The organism is Pelagimonas sp. KU-00592-HH (assembly GCF_040369695.1).
Taxonomy (GTDB): Bacteria; Pseudomonadota; Alphaproteobacteria; order Rhodobacterales; family Rhodobacteraceae; genus Shimia.
This window is the reverse complement of sequence record NZ_BAABWM010000003.1, coordinates 310,238-329,832: the sequence shown is the minus strand read 5'-3', so window position 1 is coordinate 329,832 and position 19,595 is coordinate 310,238. Positions and strand designations below refer to the sequence as shown.

The 19,595-nt window shown below is 61.0% G+C and carries 18 protein-coding genes and 1 tRNA gene; 13 read left to right on the top strand and 6 right to left on the bottom strand.

The window, feature by feature from the left end; translation table 11 throughout:
- Nucleotides 1-59: 59 nt before the first annotated feature.
- Nucleotides 60-4,136 carry a calcium-binding protein gene (locus ABWV42_RS13970; RefSeq protein ID WP_353340705.1) on the bottom strand — a complete coding sequence of 1,359 codons (4,077 nt, stop codon included), beginning with the start codon at nt 4,134-4,136 and terminating at the stop codon, nt 60-62.
- Between the two features lie 282 nt (nt 4,137-4,418).
- Between ABWV42_RS13970 and tyrS the strand changes: the two genes are divergently transcribed.
- The 4 genes from tyrS to ABWV42_RS13950 all read left to right on the top strand — a co-directional run bounded on the left by tyrS (nt 4,419) and on the right by ABWV42_RS13950 (nt 8,499).
- Nucleotides 4,419-5,672 carry a tyrosine--tRNA ligase gene (gene tyrS / locus ABWV42_RS13965; protein ID WP_255106277.1) on the top strand — a complete coding sequence of 418 codons (1,254 nt, stop codon included), beginning with the start codon at nt 4,419-4,421 and terminating at the stop codon, nt 5,670-5,672.
- Between the two features lie 225 nt (nt 5,673-5,897).
- Nucleotides 5,898-6,653 carry a 3-hydroxyacyl-CoA dehydrogenase gene (locus tag ABWV42_RS13960; RefSeq protein WP_353340704.1) on the top strand — a complete coding sequence of 252 codons (756 nt, stop codon included), beginning with the start codon at nt 5,898-5,900 and terminating at the stop codon, nt 6,651-6,653.
- Nucleotides 6,654-7,212: 559 nt separating this feature from the next.
- Nucleotides 7,213-7,842 (top strand): hypothetical protein, encoded by a 630-nt coding sequence (locus tag ABWV42_RS13955; RefSeq protein WP_353340703.1) that lies wholly within the window; start codon nt 7,213-7,215, stop codon nt 7,840-7,842.
- A 63-nt stretch (nt 7,843-7,905) separates the two neighbouring features.
- Nucleotides 7,906-8,499, top strand: a complete 594-nt coding sequence (locus ABWV42_RS13950; protein ID WP_353340702.1) for a hypothetical protein — start codon at nt 7,906-7,908, stop codon at nt 8,497-8,499.
- Between the two features lie 189 nt (nt 8,500-8,688).
- Here ABWV42_RS13950 and ABWV42_RS13945 read toward each other — a convergent pair whose 3' ends face one another.
- From ABWV42_RS13945 to ABWV42_RS13935, 3 genes are all read right to left on the bottom strand, one after another.
- Entirely contained in the window at nt 8,689-10,500 is a 1,812-nt protein-coding gene (locus ABWV42_RS13945; protein ID WP_353340701.1) for an ABC-F family ATP-binding cassette domain-containing protein, read from the bottom strand.
- Nucleotides 10,501-10,549: 49 nt separating this feature from the next.
- Nucleotides 10,550-11,287, bottom strand: a complete 738-nt coding sequence (locus ABWV42_RS13940) for a GNAT family N-acetyltransferase (protein WP_353340700.1) — start codon at nt 11,285-11,287, stop codon at nt 10,550-10,552.
- Nucleotides 11,288-11,354: 67 nt separating this feature from the next.
- Nucleotides 11,355-11,822, bottom strand: coding sequence for an outer membrane protein assembly factor BamE (locus tag ABWV42_RS13935; protein ID WP_353340699.1), 468 nt, complete (start codon nt 11,820-11,822; stop codon nt 11,355-11,357).
- Between the two features lie 87 nt (nt 11,823-11,909).
- On the opposite strand from ABWV42_RS13935, the gene ABWV42_RS13930 reads away from it, so the two are divergent.
- The 8 genes from ABWV42_RS13930 (at nt 11,910) to ABWV42_RS13895 (ending at nt 17,464) form a co-directional block, all read left to right on the top strand.
- Nucleotides 11,910-12,482: a YceD family protein gene (locus ABWV42_RS13930; RefSeq protein WP_353340698.1), complete on the top strand. Its 573-nt coding sequence runs from the start codon at nt 11,910-11,912 to the stop codon at nt 12,480-12,482.
- A 208-nt stretch (nt 12,483-12,690) separates the two neighbouring features.
- On the top strand, nt 12,691-12,897 hold the full coding sequence (gene rpmF / locus ABWV42_RS13925; RefSeq protein WP_255106261.1) for a 50S ribosomal protein L32: 207 nt from the start codon (nt 12,691-12,693) through the stop codon (nt 12,895-12,897).
- 21 nt (nt 12,898-12,918) lie between these two features.
- Complete coding sequence (gene plsX / locus ABWV42_RS13920) at nt 12,919-14,025, top strand: phosphate acyltransferase PlsX (RefSeq protein ID WP_353340697.1); 1,107 nt, start codon at nt 12,919-12,921, stop codon at nt 14,023-14,025.
- Nucleotides 14,022-14,996 (top strand): beta-ketoacyl-ACP synthase III, encoded by a 975-nt coding sequence (locus tag ABWV42_RS13915; RefSeq protein ID WP_353340696.1) that lies wholly within the window; start codon nt 14,022-14,024, stop codon nt 14,994-14,996. Before plsX ends, ABWV42_RS13915 begins: the two co-directional genes overlap by 4 nt.
- 120 nt (nt 14,997-15,116) lie before the next feature.
- Entirely contained in the window at nt 15,117-15,419 is a 303-nt protein-coding gene (gene ihfA, locus ABWV42_RS13910; RefSeq protein ID WP_255106256.1) for an integration host factor subunit alpha, read from the top strand.
- 15 nt (nt 15,420-15,434) lie between these two features.
- Nucleotides 15,435-16,181 carry a MerR family transcriptional regulator gene (locus ABWV42_RS13905; protein ID WP_353340695.1) on the top strand — a complete coding sequence of 249 codons (747 nt, stop codon included), beginning with the start codon at nt 15,435-15,437 and terminating at the stop codon, nt 16,179-16,181.
- Nucleotides 16,182-16,240: 59 nt separating this feature from the next.
- Nucleotides 16,241-16,317 (top strand) — tRNA-Pro (locus ABWV42_RS13900).
- A gap of 70 nt (nt 16,318-16,387) precedes the next feature.
- Complete coding sequence (locus ABWV42_RS13895) at nt 16,388-17,464, top strand: 2'-deoxycytidine 5'-triphosphate deaminase (protein ID WP_353340693.1); 1,077 nt, start codon at nt 16,388-16,390, stop codon at nt 17,462-17,464.
- Between the two features lie 3 nt (nt 17,465-17,467).
- Here the strand turns inward: ABWV42_RS13895 and ABWV42_RS13890 are convergent, their stop codons facing one another.
- Entirely contained in the window at nt 17,468-18,004 is a 537-nt protein-coding gene (locus ABWV42_RS13890) for an Lrp/AsnC family transcriptional regulator (RefSeq protein WP_255106250.1), read from the bottom strand.
- A gap of 74 nt (nt 18,005-18,078) precedes the next feature.
- Between ABWV42_RS13890 and ABWV42_RS13885 the strand changes: the two genes are divergently transcribed.
- Nucleotides 18,079-19,227, top strand: a complete 1,149-nt coding sequence (locus ABWV42_RS13885; protein ID WP_353340692.1) for an MFS transporter — start codon at nt 18,079-18,081, stop codon at nt 19,225-19,227.
- A 78-nt stretch (nt 19,228-19,305) separates the two neighbouring features.
- Here ABWV42_RS13885 and ABWV42_RS13880 read toward each other — a convergent pair whose 3' ends face one another.
- Nucleotides 19,306-19,518, bottom strand: coding sequence for a hypothetical protein (locus ABWV42_RS13880; protein WP_353340691.1), 213 nt, complete (start codon nt 19,516-19,518; stop codon nt 19,306-19,308).
- Between the last annotated feature and the right edge of the window lie 77 nt (nt 19,519-19,595).

Here is a 19,595-nt window from a genome sequence, read left to right as displayed (position 1 = left end):
CCCAACAAAAACAAGGCGCCCGATCTCTCGGGCGCCCCATATCTCTCGCCAGACCTCGATCAAACGAAGTTGAAGTTGATCTCCGTCTCCAGCAGCTCCTGACCAGCGATGGTGATCGAGTTCGGGTGGAAGAAGTCACCGTAGTTGATCACCGTGTTGCCGCCTCCGGCCGAGACCGTCACGGTGGAGGTGCTCAGACCATTCAGTTCGATTTGCACCATGTCGTTCACCGCATCGAAGTTCAGCAGCACATCATCGCCCTGATCCACCCAGGAGTTGAAGACAAAGATGTCCGCCCCGTTGCCGCCGTCCATGGTGTCGTTGCCGTCACCACCGACAAAGACATCCGCGCCGGAACGGCCCACCATGTAGTCGTCACCGTCCAGACCGTCGAAGGTGTTGGCACCTGCATCGCCAAAGAACTGGTCGGCATGGTTGCTGCCTTGCAGGGCTTCGATCCCGACAAAGCTGTCGCCCGCCGCGTCGCCGGTGTTGAGCGCACCATTCAGCAGGTCAACGGTCACGCCGCCGCCAGAGGTATAGTAGCTCGCGACATCCGTCCCGGCACCGCCGTTCAGCTTGTCGCCACCGCCGCCACCGACAAGAAGGTCATCCCCATCGTTGCCGAACAGCGTGTCGACACCGTTGTCGCCAAACAGCGAGTCATTGCCGTCGCCACCGCTCAGGACATCGGCCCCGGCTTCGCCATAGAGCGCGTCGTGGCCACCTTCCCCGCGCAGGGTGTTGGCCGCTCCGTCGCCCGACAACTCGTCGTCATGCGCCGAGCCCTGGAGGTTCTCGATACCGATATAGCTGTCGCCGAGGGCCTCGCCGGTGTTCTCTTGCGGCTCCGACAGCGAGGCTTCGACACCGAACAGGGCATTGAGATAGCTGGCCGTGTCCACACCGGCCCCGCCATTCAGGACGTCAGCCCCTTCACCGCCTTCCAGCGTGTCGTTGCCGCCTTCGCCCTTCAGCGTGTCATGGTCGTCATCGCCATATAGCTTGTCGCCTTTCAGGCCACCCTTGAGCAGGTCGACACCGTCGCCACCAAACAACTGGTCCGCGCCGCCACCGCCCGACAGGGTGTCATCCCCGTCACCGCCATAGCCCTTGTCGGCCCCGTTGCCGAGGGTCAGCGAGTCATCGCCATCTTCACCCCAGACCTTGTTGGCCGCCCCATTGGCGCTCAGGATGTCGTCATGCGACGAGCCGATCAGGTTCTCGATCTTGAAGAACTTGTCCCCTGCCGCTTCGCCGGTATTGGCCGCGACATTGGTCATGACAACCTTCACACCGGCGCCGGCCCCCTGATAGCTGGCCGCGTCGATACCGTCGCCACCATTCAGGGTGTCCTTGCCCTTGCCACCGATCAGCGTATCCGCGCCGTTGTTGCCCAAGAGCTTGTCGTTGCCCTTGCCGCCGAACAGGATATTGGCGCCGCCGTCGCCGGCAAGCTCGTCAAAGAACGCGGTGCCGGACAGGTTCTCGATCGAGGTATAGCTGTCGCCAGCCGCCTCGCCGGTGTTGGTTCCGGCCGCGCCAAGCGATGCCTTCACCTTGGCCGAGGCCGTGCTGTAGTCCGCCGTGTCGGATCCGTCGCCACCAAAGAGCACATCGCCCCCGGCCCCGCCGTTCAGCACATCATCGCCGCCCAGTCCCCGCAGGGTGTCTGCGCCCCCACGGCCAAAGATCAGGTTGTCACCATCGTCGCCGGTCAGGTCATCCGCCGATCCCGAGCCAAGGAAACCTTCGATCTCGATATAGCGATCCCCCTGTGCCAGGCCGCTGTTGCCAACCGGATTCTGAAGGGATGCGGTCACGCCAGAGACACTTGCGCTGTAGTCGGCAAGGTCGATGCCGCGGCCCCCGTTCAGGATGTCAAAGCCCATGCCACCGTCCAGCATGTCATTGCCACGGCCACCCACAAGGATGTCGTTGCCGGCCCCGCCTTTCAGTTCGTCATCGCCACGGTTGCCATTGAGGATATCATTGCCTCCGGCCCCGATCAGCGTGTCTTTGCCCTGCGCACCAAGCAACAGGTTGTCCCCTTCGTTCCCGGTCAGCGAGTCATTGAAGTCAGACCCCAACAGACCCTCGATCGAGATAAAGGTATCTCCGGTCGCAGACGGACCGCCCGAAGGGATGGTTTCGGTCACACCGGCCGTCGCACTCTGGAACCCGACAAGGTCAAGCCCATCGCCACCGTCCAGAACATCGGTTCCACCTCCGCCTTCAAGGATGTCGTCGCCGTTGCCCCCCTCTAGGGTATCGGCCCCAAGACCCCCACGCAGGATGTCATCATTGTTGCCACCGCGCAGGATGTCGTTGCCGGCATCGCCCTGAAGCGTGTCATTGCCCCAGCCGCCTTCCAGCGTATCGGCACCCCCACGGCCCGACATGAAGTCCTCGTTCTGGCTGCCGAAAAAGCCATTGGCCCCGGCATCCCCGAACAGGTTCACATTCTCCCACGAGGCCTCGACGTTCTCGATGTTCATGAGAACCTTGTCGTCCATCAGGTTGCCGTTCCAGTCATAGGAGCGTGCGAACCCGGCCTGAAGGTCAACCGTCTGGCGGAAATGCTCGGCAAGGAAGGTATCCACCCCGCCACCGCCATCCAGCGTGTCATCGCCACCCAGCACGTCAAAGATCTCGTTGCGCGCACTGCCGACAATCACGTCGTCATTCTCTGTCGCAACCAGCTCGTCGATCGCGGCGGTGCCGGTGATCGTATCGACAAAGCCAAAGCCGTCATTGGCCACCACGCCGGTGCCGAGGTTGATGTCGAGACCCTGACCGGGGCTGGTCCACATCTGGTATCCATCGCGGCTGAAGTTCAGAATGACTTCACTGTTGCCAGCCGGATCATTCAGATCAAACAGGTCGTTGCCCTTGCCGCCGAACACTTCAAAGGTGCTCATGCTCGGCAGGTTCACCTGGAACACGTCATCATGCGCGCTGCCATAGAGCAACAGGCCGAAATCCATCTCGTGCGGGTGGAAGGGATCAAACGGCGGGGCTTCCGTCGCCTGAAGCGCGGCGTTCAGGTTGTGCAGCGTGTCAAAGCCGAACGCGCCCTGATCCGCCGTCGACATGTTGGTGGCCCCGTCAATCGCGAAAGTCACCGGCCCCGAGGCATCCTGGTAGGTCAGCGTGGTCAGCCCAAGCCCGTCACCGGTAAAGTCGATCAGGTCGCTGCCATCACCGGGATTGAAGATGTCCTCTCCACTCCCGCCCAGCAGGATATCATCGCCGTCACCACCGAGAAGGGTGTCGCGCTGGGCGCCCCCGTCAAGGAAATCGTCGCCATCCCCGCCGATCAGCTGGTCATAGCCATCGCCACCGATCAGCTGGTCATTGCCGGCATCGCCTTGCAGCATATCGCTGCCACCGTTGCCTTCCAAAAGGTCATTGCCGTCGCCGCCCTGCAGCGTGTCGTTCTCCTTGCCACCGACAAGGTCATCATTGCCGGCACCGCCATAAAGCTTGTTCCAGCCGTCACCGCCTTCGAGACTGTCGTTACCGCCTTCCCCGTAGATCGTGTCATTGCCCGCGCCGCCAAGGCCGGTGTCATTGCCATCCCCAAGGAAAAGCCGGTCATTGCCAAGACCGCCATCCAGCAGGTCGTCGTCGTCACCAAGCTGCACCTCGTCATGATCCGAGGTTCCACTCAGCGGCAAACCCGCCAGAGAAATCGGCGTATTGGGAAGATAGGACGGCAGGGTCGAAACCCCGGCACCGGTGATGCTGGCCGCCCAGGCATCATAGGCGCCCGTCCAGGTAAAGCTGGGCAATATGCTGCCCGCAAGACGCACGATAAAGGAACGGTCGCTGGACGGATCCTCGAACATCAGGATCGTCGTCACTTCGCCCGCGCCCCAGGACACATCGCCCAGACGCACATTCGCATCCGGTCCAAGGGCGCTGAACAAGGCGCCGTCAACGCGTACCGTCAGGGCCTCCGGCTCAAACTCGACAATCGGCAACTCACCACTCGGAGACGCAAGAACGGAATACTCGACCGTGTTCACCCCCTCGGCAAACACCAGATCGACATCGGCAACCCAGACGGATGTCGCAAGGTCCGTGTTCGGATCGATTGAAACCGCTGAAGCTGACATCGTAAAAGTCGGCATAGAAAGTCCTCCACTCAACTTGGTGCTCTTCGAAATTTTCTGAGCGAGCCCCTTTGCTCGACGCAATTTTAAAACATTCCATCGCAGGAATGCTTTGAGACATATCAAATTCAAGATATCTGAAATTCGGAATGACTTTACGTCACCCCACCCGTGGGCTCCGCGCAACTTCCCGCAATAAGACCGCGCTCAACGATTGTAGTGTTGGGGCGGGTTTGCTACCTAGCCACAAACCAAACCGTCCCCGCCTTTGGGGCAAACAGAACAAGGCCTGTACCACCCATGACCTACCACCCCAAATCGGACTTCATGGCCGTGATGATCGAACGCGGCTTCCTTGCGGACTGCACCGATTATCAGGGCCTCGACGAGGCGCTGATCAAGGGCGTGGTGCCGGGCTATATCGGCTTTGACGCCACCGCCAAGTCGCTGCACGTCGGATCGCTGATCCAGATCATGATGCTGCGCTGGCTGCAAAAGACCGGTCACAAGCCGATCACCTTGATGGGCGGCGGCACCACCAAGGTGGGCGACCCCTCCTTCCGCGCCGACGAGCGCCCGCTGCTGACCCCGGACCAGATCGACGACAACATCGCCGGCATTAAGAAGGTCTTTGCCAAGTACCTCGACTACGGCGACGGCGCCACCGACGCGCTGATGCTCAACAACGCCGAATGGCTCGACGATCTGAACTACCTCGACTTCCTGCGCGACATCGGCCGCCACTTCTCGGTCAACCGCATGCTTTCGTTCGAGTCGGTGAAATCACGCCTCGACCGGGAACAATCTCTCTCGTTTCTCGAGTTCAACTACATGATCCTGCAGGCCTATGACTTCCTCGAACTGAACCGCCGCTACGGCTGCCTGGTCCAGTTCGGTGGCTCGGACCAATGGGGCAACATCGTCAACGGCATCGACCTCACCCGCCGCGTGATCGACAACCAGATCTTCGGCCTGACCTCGCCCCTGCTGACCACCTCGGACGGCAAGAAGATGGGCAAATCCGCCGATGGCGCGGTCTGGCTCAACGCCGACATGCGCTCGCCTTACGAGTTCTGGCAATTCTGGCGCAACACCACCGACGCCGACGTCGGCCGCTTCCTCAAGCTCTACACCGAGATGCCGCTGGATGAATGCGACCGCCTCGGCGCGCTCGCAGGCTCCGAGATCAACGACGCCAAGATCATCCTCGCCAACGCGGTGACCACCCTCTGCCACGGCGCCGAAGCGGCCGCCGCCGCCGAGGCCACCGCCCGCGAAGTCTTTGAAAAAGGCGGCATCGGCGATGACCTGCCCACCCTGACGCTCACCGCCGAAGACGTGGCCGAGGGCATCTCCATCGTCCAGCTGATCGTCAAGGCAGGCCTCGCCAAATCCGGCAAGGACGCCAAACGCCTGATCGGCGAAAACGGCGCCAAGCTCGACGACGCCCCCCTCACCGATCCCGGCCTGCGCCTCGACGCCGCCGCCCTGGCCTCGCCAATCAAGCTCTCCGCCGGCAAAAAACGCCACGCGCTGGTGCAGCTCGAAGGCTGAAGCCAAACACACACAACGTATCAAGGGCCCCACAGCGGGCCCTTTTTTCTTCTTGGCCCAAGTACCCCGGGGTGAATTGCCCCGAACGGGGCAAGAGGGGCAGCGCCCCTGCCACCCGCACACCCGCCCCGCGTTTCTACCCACTGGACAGACCCCTCGGCTTCCGGCTATTTGAACACACGTTCATTTCATGACGACCATCACAGCTTTCGGGAGGCAAGCCCCATGAAAATCGAAAACACCTGCGCCGTGATCACCGGTGGTGCCTCGGGCCTCGGCGAAGCCACCGCCCGCCACTTCGCCGCCAATGGCGCCAAGGTTGCCCTGTTCGACCTCAACGAAGAGGCCGGCGAAAAAGTGGCCGCGGAACTGGGCGGCACCTTCCACAAGACCGACGTCACCAACGAAGACTCGGTCAAGGCCAGCATCAATGCCGCCCGCGAGGCCATGGGCACCATCAACGCCGCCGTGAACTGCGCCGGCATTGCCCCCGCCTCCACCACCGTTGGCAAAAAAGGCCCGCACCCGCTCGACATGTTCCAGAAGACCATCGACATCAACCTCGTGGGCTCCTTCAACGTCGCCCGCCTCGCCGCCGAGGTCATGGCCGAGAACGCCGCCGACGATGACAACGCACGTGGCGTGATCATCAACACCGCCTCGATCGCCGCGATGGACGGCCAGCGTGGCCAGGCCGCCTATGCCGCCTCCAAGGGCGGGATCGTCGGCCTCTCGCTGCCAATGGCCCGCGACCTCTCCAAGCTGGGCATCCGCGTCATGGCCATCGCGCCGGGCATCTTCCTGACCCCGATGCTCATGGGCCTGCCGCAAGAGGTGCAGGACACGCTGGCCGCCGACGTGACCTTCCCCAAACGCCTCGGCAACCCCAACGAATACGCCCGCCTCGCCCAGTTCATCGTCGAATGCGGCTACATGAACGGCGAAGTCATCCGCATCGACGGCGCCCTGCGGATGCAATAACTCCGCATTGGCCGGGGATCACGGCGCCCCTGTGGCAAGCTGACACATCCCCGGCCCGCGCCCCCGCGCTAGCTGCCCGTGCATACGCAACAGTACAAGGGAGCGCGCAAAATGTTCAAAGGACTAGGTATCTCGGTCACGCTGATCGCGGCAGGCATGTTCGGCCTGCCGATCCTGTTCCTCCAGCTGTTCGGCTGACCGGGACAACAGGGCGTCCCTGTCACGGGGCCGCCCCACCTGCTGGTGTCCTGCTGAGGGTGGTGTACATCGCTTGCCCGATGCCGTGAATTAGCCACATCCCCAAGAGCAGCAACACGCTTGAGCCTCTCTGCGGTCTAGAAAGCTTCTGCCCTTCGCGCCCCGCGCGATTAGCGCGCCCTTAGGGCTTACTGAAGCCTTCTCTGCGCTCAACGCAGCCCTCCACTAAAGGCAGAATTCAGAGTGTTGATTCATTGAGAAACTCTATTACGATGGTCAAAATCAAATTCTAAGTGTTTAAAATAATGCGAAAATCATCACTCGTTTGAATTAGAGGACCATAGTTATCAACTTCTTCTTCATGTTTTGGCCAATTGCGTTCTGGGCCTTTATCGGGATCGCTCTAAAGATTTCAGCGAACCCAGTGCTCAGGTCCGTCGCATTCGTCCTTCTCGGGACAATACTCGGTGCTTTTCTATGGAGTATGTTCTCAACACATCCATTACTCGCAGTCCTGGGGTCTGCCTTCTTCCCGGTGACGTTCGGATTTGGCATGTTCGCATACATCGCCACTTATGCTCTTTTCGCACACACTTTGACCGTTTCGGCAATGCTGTTGACGACACTCGGCGTTTTGGTTTTCTGGAAACCGAAGGTTCCCATCTTGACCGTGTTCCTGTCGGCACTGGCTGTTCTCATCGCATTTGCCGCGCTGTTGTTTGCTGCCGATCACACCTACAAGCAAGAGATTTGCACCGTCGCTGCCAAGCAGGACGTTGAAGACGTCAAGGTTCACAGCTTACTGCGCTACATGACGCGAGATCAGCAAAGCAGTTTTCCTTATCCAGAGGGTCTCGGTCCACTGGCAGCCGGTCAGAAAGACAGAAAAACACTGAGCTGGGATCGAGAGACACAAAGCTTCAAGCACCTGGACTTAGGCGAATACTACCAGTTTAAGTCGAGACCAGGCGTTTCGGGGTGCCAGGATTGACGCCACACCGCAATCTTCCATGCGCCCCTTGCCCCACCCCACAATCCTCGCCACACTCTTCCCATGCCGCTGCAAAACCGTGTCCAGCCCACAGGAGAGTTCCTCGCCCACCCTGCCCGTGGCGGCTTCATGGGCAATCGCGGTGTGCTGCATGATGACCATCGCCGCCTGACCACCGCGCGCTGGCGGCACAAGGCCTGGGTCTGCTGTCTGACCGAATTCAAGAACCGCCGGCGCACCCTGATGACCCCGAACCGCTATACCGAGCTGTTTTTTCATGACGAGGCCGTGGCGCTGGCGGCGGGGCACCGTCCCTGCGGTGAATGCCGCCGTGCCGCCTATCGCGCCTTTCTCGACGCCGCCGGTCACAGCGGCAGCATCAAGCTGTTCGATCACCACCTGCACGCCGCACGCGCCATCCCGCGCCGCTTTGAACAGCGCCGCCACACAGCAGAGGCGCAGGACCTTCCCGACGGCGCCTTCATCCTGACCGCCACCGGCCCTGCCCTGATCTGGCAGGACGCGCAGCTGCCCTTTGCGCCCGAAGGCTACGGACCGCCCCAGAAACGCCCACAAGGCCGCGTGACCTTGCTCACTCCACCGCCAACCCTGAAGGCGCTGCGTGCAGGTTATCGCCCGCAGATCTCGCTGCCCTGAAAATCTTCTCGAAGATTTTGCCACCCTGGATTTTTCGCGAAAAATCCGCCCCGCCACCGCGGGAAAACCCGTTAACCCACGCGCGCTGCGTTAACTATCGAACGCGGCCTTAACACCCGGATTTTCAGCCATCCATACCGTCGCAATACCGACGTAATACCGACGTGGCACTGACAGCCGAAACCGGCGTTAACCGGCCTCGGCCTTCTCTTCCAGAATCAGCCAATCTTCCTCGGCCTCCGCCAGCGCCTGCTGTCGTTCAACAAGCGCATCCGTGGCCTTCTGGAACTTCAACGGCTCCTTGGTGAACAGTTCCGGATCCATCAGGAACTCTTCCAGCTTGGCAATCTCCGCCTCCAGCCGTTCCATCACCCCCGGCAGCGCCTCAAGACGGTGTTTCTCGGTAAAGCTAAGGCCCGTCTTCGCGGCCTTTTCCTGCTTTACCTTCTCCGCCTTGGGCTTTGATTTTTCTTCCTTTTTCGGCGCATCACTGTCGCCGCGCTGTGCGCGATAATCGCTCCAGCCACCGGCATAGACCACCGCCTTTCCATTGCCTTCCATCGCCACCGTCGTGGTCGCCACGCGATCAAGGAAATCGCGGTCGTGGCTGACCAGCAGCACGGTGCCGTCATAGTCATCCAGCAACTCCTGCAACAGATCGAGCGTTTCTACGTCGAGATCGTTGGTCGGTTCGTCCAGCACCAGAATGTTGCTTTCCCGCGCCATCAGCTTGGCCAGCAACAACCGCGCCTTCTCGCCCCCCGACAAACTCCGCACCGGCGCCCGCGCCTGCCGCTCGTCGAACAGAAATTCTTTAAGGTATCCAACAACATGCTTGGGATTGCCGCGCACCATCACCTGATCGGCCTTGCCCGAAACACGCATCTCGGGATCACCGGTCAGGCTGTCCCACAGGCTCATCTCCGGATCAAGCTGCGCCCGGCTCTGATCAAAGATCGCGGGGATCAGGTTGGTGCCAAGCGTCACACTCCCCGCATCCGCAGGTTCCTGATCCATCAGCATCTTGATGACCGTGGTCTTGCCCACCCCATTCGGCCCGACAAAGGCCACGCGATCCCCGCGCTGCACCGTGATCGAAAAGTTCGACACAATGGCCTTGTCACCAAAGGCCTTGGTCAAACCCTTGGCATCAATCACTTTTTTACCCGACTTCGGACCGGATTGCAGCTCCATCGCCGCCGATCCCTGCCGCTTAATCATCGCCGCGCGCTCGGCCCGCAGATCCTGAAGCGCCCTCACGCGGCCCTGGTTGCGCTTGCGCCGCGCGCTGATGCCCTCCACGGCCCACCGCGCTTCGGCCTTGATCTTGCGATCCATCTTGTGGCGCGCGATGTCTTCCTCTTCCCAGATCTTGTCGCGCCAGGCCTCGAACCCTTCAAAGCCCTTTTCCTGCCGCCGCACCATGCCCCGATCAATCCACAGCGTCGCCCGCGTCAGCGCCCGCAGAAAGGCCCGGTCGTGCGAGATCAACACATAGGCCGCCCGCGTCGAGGCCAGCTCGCTTTCCAGCCAGGCAATCGCCTCGATATCAAGGTGGTTGGTCGGCTCGTCCAGCAGCATCAACTCCGGCGCTTCGGCCATCAGCTTGGCCAGCGCAGCACGCCGCCGTTCCCCGCCAGAAGCCGTGTCGACGGGACGATCCGGATCAAACTTCAGCCCCTCACTGGCCCGCTCCACCTTGTAGAGTTCTCCCGGCTCCAGCCCTGAAGAGGCAAACTCTCCCAGCGTGGAAAACCCCGCCATGTCAGGGTCTTGCTCCATGTAGCCAACCCGCACACCGGGTGGCACGACAATGTCGCCCCGGTCGGATTCGACCAGCCCCGCCATGACTTTCATCAGGGTCGACTTGCCCGACCCGTTCCGCCCCACAAGCGCCACCCGATCACCGGGCTGCACCACAAGGCTCAGGTCGTCGAAAACAGGATCTCCACCGAAGGTCAGGGAGATATCGCTCATTTGCAGAAGAGGTACACGTGCCATGAAAGACGGGCTAAACCGCCGCCTTCACAGGGTCAACACCCCATCGCTCTCAGGCGCCGATTGCCCGCAACAGACGCTTGCGTGCCGGGGGAATGGCCCTGATCTCGAGGCCGGTGAAAACATGCAGTGTATTCATCTGGCGATCCACAACCGCATGGTCGCTCACCCAGCCGCCCATCATCAGGTAGGTCCGCAGCAAGGGCGGCATCCGCATCTGGGCCAGCTTCAGGTCGGGCTTGCGCCGCAAACGCGCGGCAAAGCGGAACACGTTCGGCGCCTTCACACGCGGCAACCAGCGCTTCGGCGCCAGGTGGCGATCGCGCAGCATGGCAAAAGCATCGAAATACCGCTCGGCATCCGTCCCCGCAAAAGACGAACAGCCAAACAGCATTTCCACATTGTTTTCATCCACATAGGCGGTCATTGCCCCCCAAGCCACGCGCAGGATGTCCGGGTCGTTGCAGTCGGGATGAATACAGAACCGGCCCATCTCGACCATCGGCCCGTCAAAGTCGCGCAGGGCGCTCAACTCGTAGAACTGCGCTGAATAGCTACGGTCGATTTCCGCCCCACCCGCCAAAGGGAGAATGCGGAAACAACATACCAGTCGCCCGCTCGCACGTTCCTCGACAAGCACATGGGTGCAAATCGGATCAAACGCATCCTGATCCAGCGCCCCGTCTTCATCACCAAGAAAGGCCAACTGCCTCAGGCGTTGTGCCGCCAGAAGGTCTTGTTCCGTGTCTGCGATACGGGCGACATACCGCCCCTTCGTCAATGCAACCATGGATGCCTCGCAACTCTGTTGTTCCCATCAATATAGGCAAAGCCGCGTAACACCCTAGTGACAAGGTTTAGAAATCCGTGTTGGAGTTCGAGTTGAAGCCACCAAAGTTGCCAATGTTCGCCAGCAGTTGTGCCAGAACACCGCGCTCTTCAACGCCACCATCGGTCACGCGGCGCGAGAGTGGAACAACCTGCCCGTCTTCCAAGGAATACTCGGCAACATTTCTCACGACACCTCGTTGATCGAAGGTCACCGCAACAACACGGCGCTCGACAACCTTGGGTTTACGCGCTCCATAATGGCGGACACGGCTACGCACGTAGTAGTACCCGCCTTCGTCCAGAACTCCCGAAGCAGATGGGGTTCCAATGGTTTCGGCTACGCTGTCGCGCGTATCAACCCCGACAACAACTTCCTCGAGATCCTGCGAGGTCGGCACGTACCCATGATTGCGGTATTGCGTTGTACAGGCCGTCGCTGCCAAAAGGCATACGCCCAAAACTGCCGATTTGAAGCCCTTGGTCGGTCCTGTCATAACTGCCCTCTTGTGTTGGCCTTGCACGCCTTCTATCCCGCTTACAGAATGAACGCCTCTGGTTCAAGAATGGAAGCACCTCGTAACATGAGCGAAATGACGCCTCAGACCACAAATTTTCGTGTCGCGGACCTGCCGCAGAACCAACCGACCAAGTTCGAAATCATACCGAACAAGGAAACGCTGGCAGCTCTTGCTGCCGAACTCGATCTTAAGGACCTGCGCAAAGTGCGTTTCAAAGGTGAGATCAGCGGCTTTGGCAAGGCCGACTGGCAATTGAACGCGCGTCTTGGCGCAACCGTCATTCAATCCTGCGTGGTTACCCTTGCGCCGGTGACAACGCGGATCGAGGTCGACATCCAGCGCCGCTTCGTCTCGACCATCGAACTGCCCGAGGAAGTTGACGGAGAGGTCGAGATGCCGGAGGACGAAAACGCCGAACTCCTTGGCACGCACATCGACGTCGATCAGGTTCTGGCAGAGGCCCTCGCCCTCAACCTTCCGCTCTACCCGCGTGCCGACGGTGCCGAGATCTCCGAATCTGTTTTTACAGAGCCGGGCAAGAAAGCGATGACCGATGAAGATACCCGCCCCTTCGCGGGCCTGGCATCCCTGCGCGACAAACTCGCGGGCAGCGACGGCGATCAGGGCGAAAACTGACACGAAATCAGAACGCTGCGCTTGCGCCATACCGGCAAACCGCCTATACGGCGACGGATGTGAAAATACCTCTTGCGAAATGCGAGTTTCCCAGTATTTTCGCGCGCTCATTGGAATTTAGAGTTGGACTCGGTCACGCAAGTCGCGTATTGGCTCGGGACGCTCAGGAAATCGGGCACGACGCCCCAGTAAATCGAAGGTTGCGACAATGGCTGTCCAGCAGAATAAAGTATCGAAATCGCGCCGCAACAACCGCCGTGCTCACGACGCGCTGGTTGCCGGCAACCCGAACGAATGCCCGAACTGCGGCGAACTGAAACGCCCCCACCACGTATGCGCGTCCTGCGGCCACTACGACGACCGTGAAGTCGTTGCGATGGTCGAAGACATCGATCTGGACGAAGACGCAGCATAAACCAACTGGGATTGCGCCCGCATGACGGCTCAGACCGAAACCGTGAAATCGGGTGCAGGGCGCATCGTCATCTCAGTTGACGCCATGGGTGGCGACCGAGGGCCGGCAGCAGTTGTTGCCGGCATTTCGCGTTCTGCCAAGAAGAATCCCGACATCGCCTTCCTCCTGCACGGCCCGAAGGACACCCTGACCAAGCTGGTGGCCAAGAAAAAGCCGCTGGCCGGACGGGTTGAGATTCGCGACGCCGAAGGCGTGGTGACGATGGAGGACAAGCCCAGCCAGGTGATGCGCCACGGCAAGTCGACCTCGATGTGGTCGGCCATCGAATCCGTGCGCAACGGCGAGGCCGATGTCTGCGTGTCCTGCGGCAATACCGGCGCCCTGATGATGCTGTCGGTGGTGCGCCTTCGCAAACTGCCCGGCATCAATCGCCCCGCCATTGCGGTTCTGTGGCCGTCTCGATCGGCAAGTGGTTTCAACATCATGCTCGATGTAGGTGCCGACATCCGCGCCGACGAACATGACCTGCTGCAATATGCGCTGATGGGCGCCTCCTATGCCCGCAACGGCATGGAGTTGAAACGCCCCCGCATTGGCCTGCTGAACGTCGGCACCGAGGAACACAAGGGACGCGCCGAACTCAAGGCCGCCCATGACATGATTTCGGAGAACGCCGACACGGCCAACTTTGAATTCGTGGGCTTTGTCGAAGGTGGCGACATTCCCGGTGACGTGGCCGACGTGATCGTGACCGATGGCTTTACCGGCAACATCGCGTTGAAAACAGGCGAAGGCACGGCGAGCCTGATCGGCTCTCTCCTGCGCGAAGCCTTCAAGTTCTCGCCCCTGTCGCGCCTTGCTGCCCTTCTGGCCTATACCTCACTGCAACGCCTGAACAAGCGGATCGACCCGCGCCGCGTCAATGGCGGCGTCTTTCTCGGGCTGAACGGAACCGTCGTGAAATCACACGGAAGCTCTGACGCGACAGGCGTATCCGCAGCCGTGAAACTCGCCTTTAAATTGTCCCAATCCGGCTTCTCGGAAAAACTCGCGGCAAGGGTTGCATCCGCCGTGAGCCTGCCCCAAGATGCCGCAACGTCACAGGACAATAACGGAACAACATCATGACACTACGCGCCGTCGTCAAAGGCGTTGGGCATTATTTGCCAGAACGAATTGTTCCTAATTCGGAGTTCGAAAGCTTCCTCGATACATCGGATGAGTGGATTCGCTCCCGTTCCGGAATCGAGCGTCGCCGCTTCGCCGCCGAAGACCAGACCACCTCGGATCTGGGCTACGAGGCCGCCAAGGCCGCGCTGGAAAACGCGGGCCTGCAACCCGATGACATCGATGGCGTTGTTGTTGCCACATCCACACCCGACCTGACGTTTCCCTCTGTCGCCACCATGTTGCAGCAGAAACTAGGCATGACGCGCGGCTTCGGCTTTGATGTTCAGGCCGTCTGCGCCGGGTTCATCTATGCCCTGACCAATGCCAATGCCCTGATCCTGTCTGGCCAGTGCAAGACCGTGCTTGTGGTCGGCGCAGAAACCTTCAGCCGCATCATGGACTGGCAGGACCGCGCGACATGCGTTCTGTTCGGCGACGGTGCCGGGGCGCTCGTGCTTCAGGCCGAAGACGGCAACGGAACCAACGAAGATCGCGGCATCCTCGCCGCCGACCTGAACTCGGACGGTCGCTACCGCGATATGCTCTATGTCGATGGCGGTGTGTCGACGACCGGAGATTCCGGCAAACTGCGCATGCAGGGCAACGCCCTCTTCCGCCAGGCTGTCGAGAAACTGACCTCCACCGCGCAAACCGCCCTTGGCAAGGTCGGCTTGACCGATGACGCGGTCGATTGGATCGTGCCGCATCAGGCCAATATCCGCATCATCCAGGGCACCGCCAAGAAAATGGGTGTCCCGATGGATCGCGTGATCGTCACGGTTCAGGACCACGGAAATACCTCTGCAGCCTCGATCCCATTGGCCCTTTCTGTGGGTGTCACCGACGGCAAGATCAAGAAGGGCGACCTTCTCGTGACCGAGGCAATTGGCGGTGGTCTGGCTTGGGGATCGGTAGTTCTGCGCTGGTAACGGCACAGTTTCCACGATTCTCCCCTCTCAACCCGACATAAACAGCCCCAGACAAGTGGTTGATATTGACTCGTAAAATTCCTTGCCTCTACAGTTGTCCAAGGAAAAGCGGGGAGAGACATGAGCGAAAAAACACTCACACGGATGGACCTGAGCGAAGCTGTCTTCAACGAAGTCGGTCTGTCACGTAACGATTCCGCCCAACTGGTCGAGAGCGTTCTGACACATATGTCGGATGCTCTGGTACGGGGCGAGCAGGTCAAGATTTCGTCTTTCGGCACCTTCAGTGTCCGCGACAAGGCAGCCCGCGTGGGCCGTAATCCCAAGACCGGCGAAGAGGTTCCGATCAACCCGCGCCGCGTTCTGACCTTCCGCCCGTCCCACCTGATGAAAGACCGTGTCGCGGCGGGGAACAAAAGCTAAGACGGAACAACCCCAATGAGCAAATCTCCCGACGCCTTTCGCACCATTAGCGAAGTGGCTGAGTGGCTCGACACCCAGGCGCATGTCCTGCGCTTCTGGGAAAGCAAGTTCACCCAGGTGAAACCGGTCAAACGTGCCGGCGGGCGGCGGTATTACCGTCCGTCCGACATGATGCTTTTGGGGGGCATCAAGAAACTGCTGCATGACGATGGCATGACCATCAAGGGGGCCCAGAAACTGCTGCGCGAAAAGGGCGTGAAATACGTCGCCAGCCTGTCTCAGCCCGTCGATGGTGAGGAACAGGACCCCGTCGAGGAAATCATCGCCGATATCGTGCACGTCGACACCCCGGAAGAGCCGGAAACGGCACAGGTTCTCGCCTTCCAGCGCACGGAGGACCCCGAGCCCCCCGCTGCGGATGATCCGCAACCGGAGCTGACACTCGAGGCTGTCGATCCCGAAGAGGCCCCCGCGCCTGTGGAAGACACGGTGGTCGAAGATCAGCCCGAGTCGCCCGCCCCCGAGGCGGACACAGCCGAACAACCTGCTGATTCTGAACCGGAAATTGATTCGCCTTCAGAACCCGAAGAAACCGTCGCTGCCGCCGATGAGGCCGACCTGCGCACCGAACCCGGCCCCTCGCTCCTGTCCGACCTCTGCCGAACAACCGGCATTGCCCCGGAAAACCGCGAAGATGTGGCCGCGCTCCTGGCCCGGATCGAAGCTCTGCGCAGCCAGATCGCGCAATCCGCGAACCACTGACAAAAGTTGCGATTTTTGACTTGCCCCCGCCCTCAAAATCGCTATGAACACCCCATCGTCGGGCTATGGCGCAGCCTGGTAGCGCGTCCGTCTGGGGGACGGAAGGTCGCAGGTTCGAGTCCTGCTAGCCCGACCATCAAAAACCGCCCGTGGCCTTTTGGCCCGGGCGTTTTTTGTATCTGCTTTGTGCCTTTAGGGAGGACCTCATGACCGGTGTATTGCCCAGCCAGACCATCGAAACGATGCTCTCCTCCGGCCAGATCAAGACAGATCAACCGCCCCTCCCCGGTCAGGTACAACCCGCCAGCCTTGACCTGCGTCTCGGCACCGTGGCCTACCGCGTCCGTGCGTCCTTCCTTGCAGGGGGTGACCGTACCGTCGCCGACCGCCTGCAGGAATTCGAAATGCACCAGATTGACCTCACCGACGGGGCCGTTCTGGAAAAGGGATGCGTTTATGTCGTGCCCCTGATGGAAAGCCTCGACCTTCCGGGCGACATTCAGGCCGTGGCCAACGCCAAAAGCTCGACCGGCCGCCTCGACCTGCTGACCCGTACCATCACCGATGGCGGCACAGAGTTCGACCGCGTCCAGCCCGGCTATAGCGGCCCGCTCTACGCCGAGATCTGCCCCCGCTCCTTCTCGGTGCTGGTGCGCCCGGGAATGCGGCTGAACCAGATTCGGTTCCGTCAGGGCCAAAGCGCCCTCACCGACCAAGACCTGCGCGTCCTGCACGACCGCAGCCCCCTTGTGGACGGCGAAGCCGTGATCGACGATGGCCTCGGCTTTTCGGTCGATCTGCGACCCGCATCCGGCGATCTTGTCGGCTACCGCGCCAAGCCCCACACCGGTGTCATCGACCTTGATAACATCGGCCACTACGATCCGGCGGAGTACTGGGAAGAGGTACGTTCAAGCGACGGTAAGATCATCCTCGATCCCGGCGCCTTCTATATCCTCGTCAGCCGCGAGGCGGTTCACATCCCGCCCGCCTATGCCGCCGAAATGGCGCCCTATCTGGCCATGGTCGGCGAATTCCGCGTCCACTATGCAGGCTTTTTTGACCCCGGCTTCGGCCACGACGCGGCAGGCGGCGCAGGCTCGCGCGGTGTGCTCGAAGTGCGCTGCCACGAAGCCCCCTTTGTGCTGGAACACGGACAGGTGGTCGGCCGGCTTGTCTACGAACGGATGGCGGACGTCCCGGAACAGCTTTACGGCTCCGGAATCGCCTCGAACTATCAGGGCCAGGGCCTGAAACTCTCAAAACATTTCAAAGCAGTATAACCCCTACTTGAGGTGATCCCCCTGCGAGAGTTCCGGCGTAATACCCGCCTGCACCCCGCGCTCAAGATGCGTTGACAGCACGACATAGGTCCGCGTGCTGCGCACCCCCGGCATGTCGTAAAGCCGCCAAAGAAAGCCCTCCATAGCCTCCGGGCAGTCCATCCGCACCTTGAGGATCAGACCGGTATCCCCCGTCACCGCGTGCACCTCTTCCACCTCGGGCAATTCGGCAAGTTCGATCACCCCTTCGGTCTTGCCCCAGCCCGCCGCTTCGACATGCACGAAGGCAAGGAAATCCTTGCCCAGCGACGGCCCGTGCAGATCGGCGCTCGTGCGCTTGATCACACCATGCGCCCGCAACCGTTTCACCCGTTCATGCACCGCCGGGGCCGACAAACCCACCTCCTGGCCAAGATCGGCATAAGACCGCGTCGCATCCTCGGTCAGCGCGCCTAATATTTTTCGATCCAACCCATCCAGCGGACGCCCGCCGCCCCTGTTTGACCGAAGATTATCTGTTTCTTGTCGACCAGAGCTCATGACCCATTCCCTGAATTCTGTTTTGCAGTATCTTCTACAACCTAACGCAATTCAGCCGCACAAGTGAACCGCCGATGATTATCTTGCTGATGCTCTCCATAGGTCTGATTGGGGCCAACTCGCTCGTCCTGTCGCCCATTGCCGCCGAAGTGGCACTGGGCCTTGGCGCATCCGGCCCCGCCGATGTCATGACCGCTGCCGCCCTCTACGGCGCGGGCGTCGCCATCTCGGCGCTGCTGCTGGCACCACGCGCCGACCGCATCGGCCCGCACAAGGCACTGGTTCAGGCGCTGGTGCTCCTGCTTGCCGGCCTTGGCCTCAGCACCTTTGCCCCCACCCTCCTTGTCCTCACCGCGGGTCAGGCTCTCGCCGGTATCGCCGTCGGCATGGCCCTTCCCGCGATCTACTCGCTGGCGGCAATCATCGCCGAGCCCGGCAAAGAAGCCCGCACCATCGGCTTTGTCCTCACCGGCTGGACGGTCTCGATGGTTGGCGGCGTCACCCTGTCGGCCTATATCGCCGATTTCTTCGGCTGGCGGGCGGTGTTCGCAACCCTTGCCCTTGGTCTGCTGGCAATCTTCGCGGTCCTGCGGGCCACCACCTTTCCGGCCCATACCCCCGCCGCCAATCCAACCTCGCCCATCAGCGGCCTGCGCGTGCGCGGCATCCTGCCCGCGCTGTTCTCGGTCGCGGCCCTCGGAACGGGTTTCTACGGCATCTACAACTACCTCGGCGCACACCTCACCGAACACCTGTCACGCCCCGTCAGCGATGCTGGCTGGCTCACTCTTTCCTATGGCCTCGGCTTTGGGGCGGCGATGCTGTTTGATCCCTGGCTCGACCGCGCCGGCCCGCGCCGTGGCCTTCTCGCGGTCTTCTCGGCCCTTGCGGCCTATTACACGCTGATGTCGGGCTGGGCGCATGATTACACCGCCCTGATTGCGCTGATGTTCGGCTGGGGCGTTCTGCAACACCTTGGCCTCAACCTCACCGTCAGCCGCCTGAGCATGCTTGATCCCGGCCAGCGGGGCGCGGTGATGGGCCTGAACTCCTGTGTCATGTACCTGAGCGTTTTCGGCGCGACGGTCCTGTTCCGCCCGCTCTACGAAATGGACGGCCTGACGCTGTGCATTCTCGCATCAGCAGGGCTGGCTGTCCTCGGCGCATCCGAAGCCCTCATCGCCCGCCTGAAAGCCAAACGAACACTGGAACCCTCGCTCTGAACACAAAAAGCCCGGCATCATCGCCGGGCAATTCCAGTGTTTCAGGATCACATCTCCAAGGGGCAAATCCCTGAGATATCAGAACTTATTCATCCGCCGCATCATGCGCGCGGCCTTGCGGGCCTGTTTCGCGCCAGACTGAAGGTTCTGCGCTTTACGCTGCTCCTGCGGGGTGGCACGGCCCGCACTGTCAGACCGCGACATGGCGTTGATCCCGGCGTTCACACCCCGGTTCACGGCTTTGCGCACGAACATGCGCAGGATCATATTGATAATACGGTTTGCGTTCATGACGCCCTCCGTTCATTTCGTCACTTCAAACTAATCTAGTTAATAATTGTGGAAAAAGTAAGACTGCGGCGAAAATC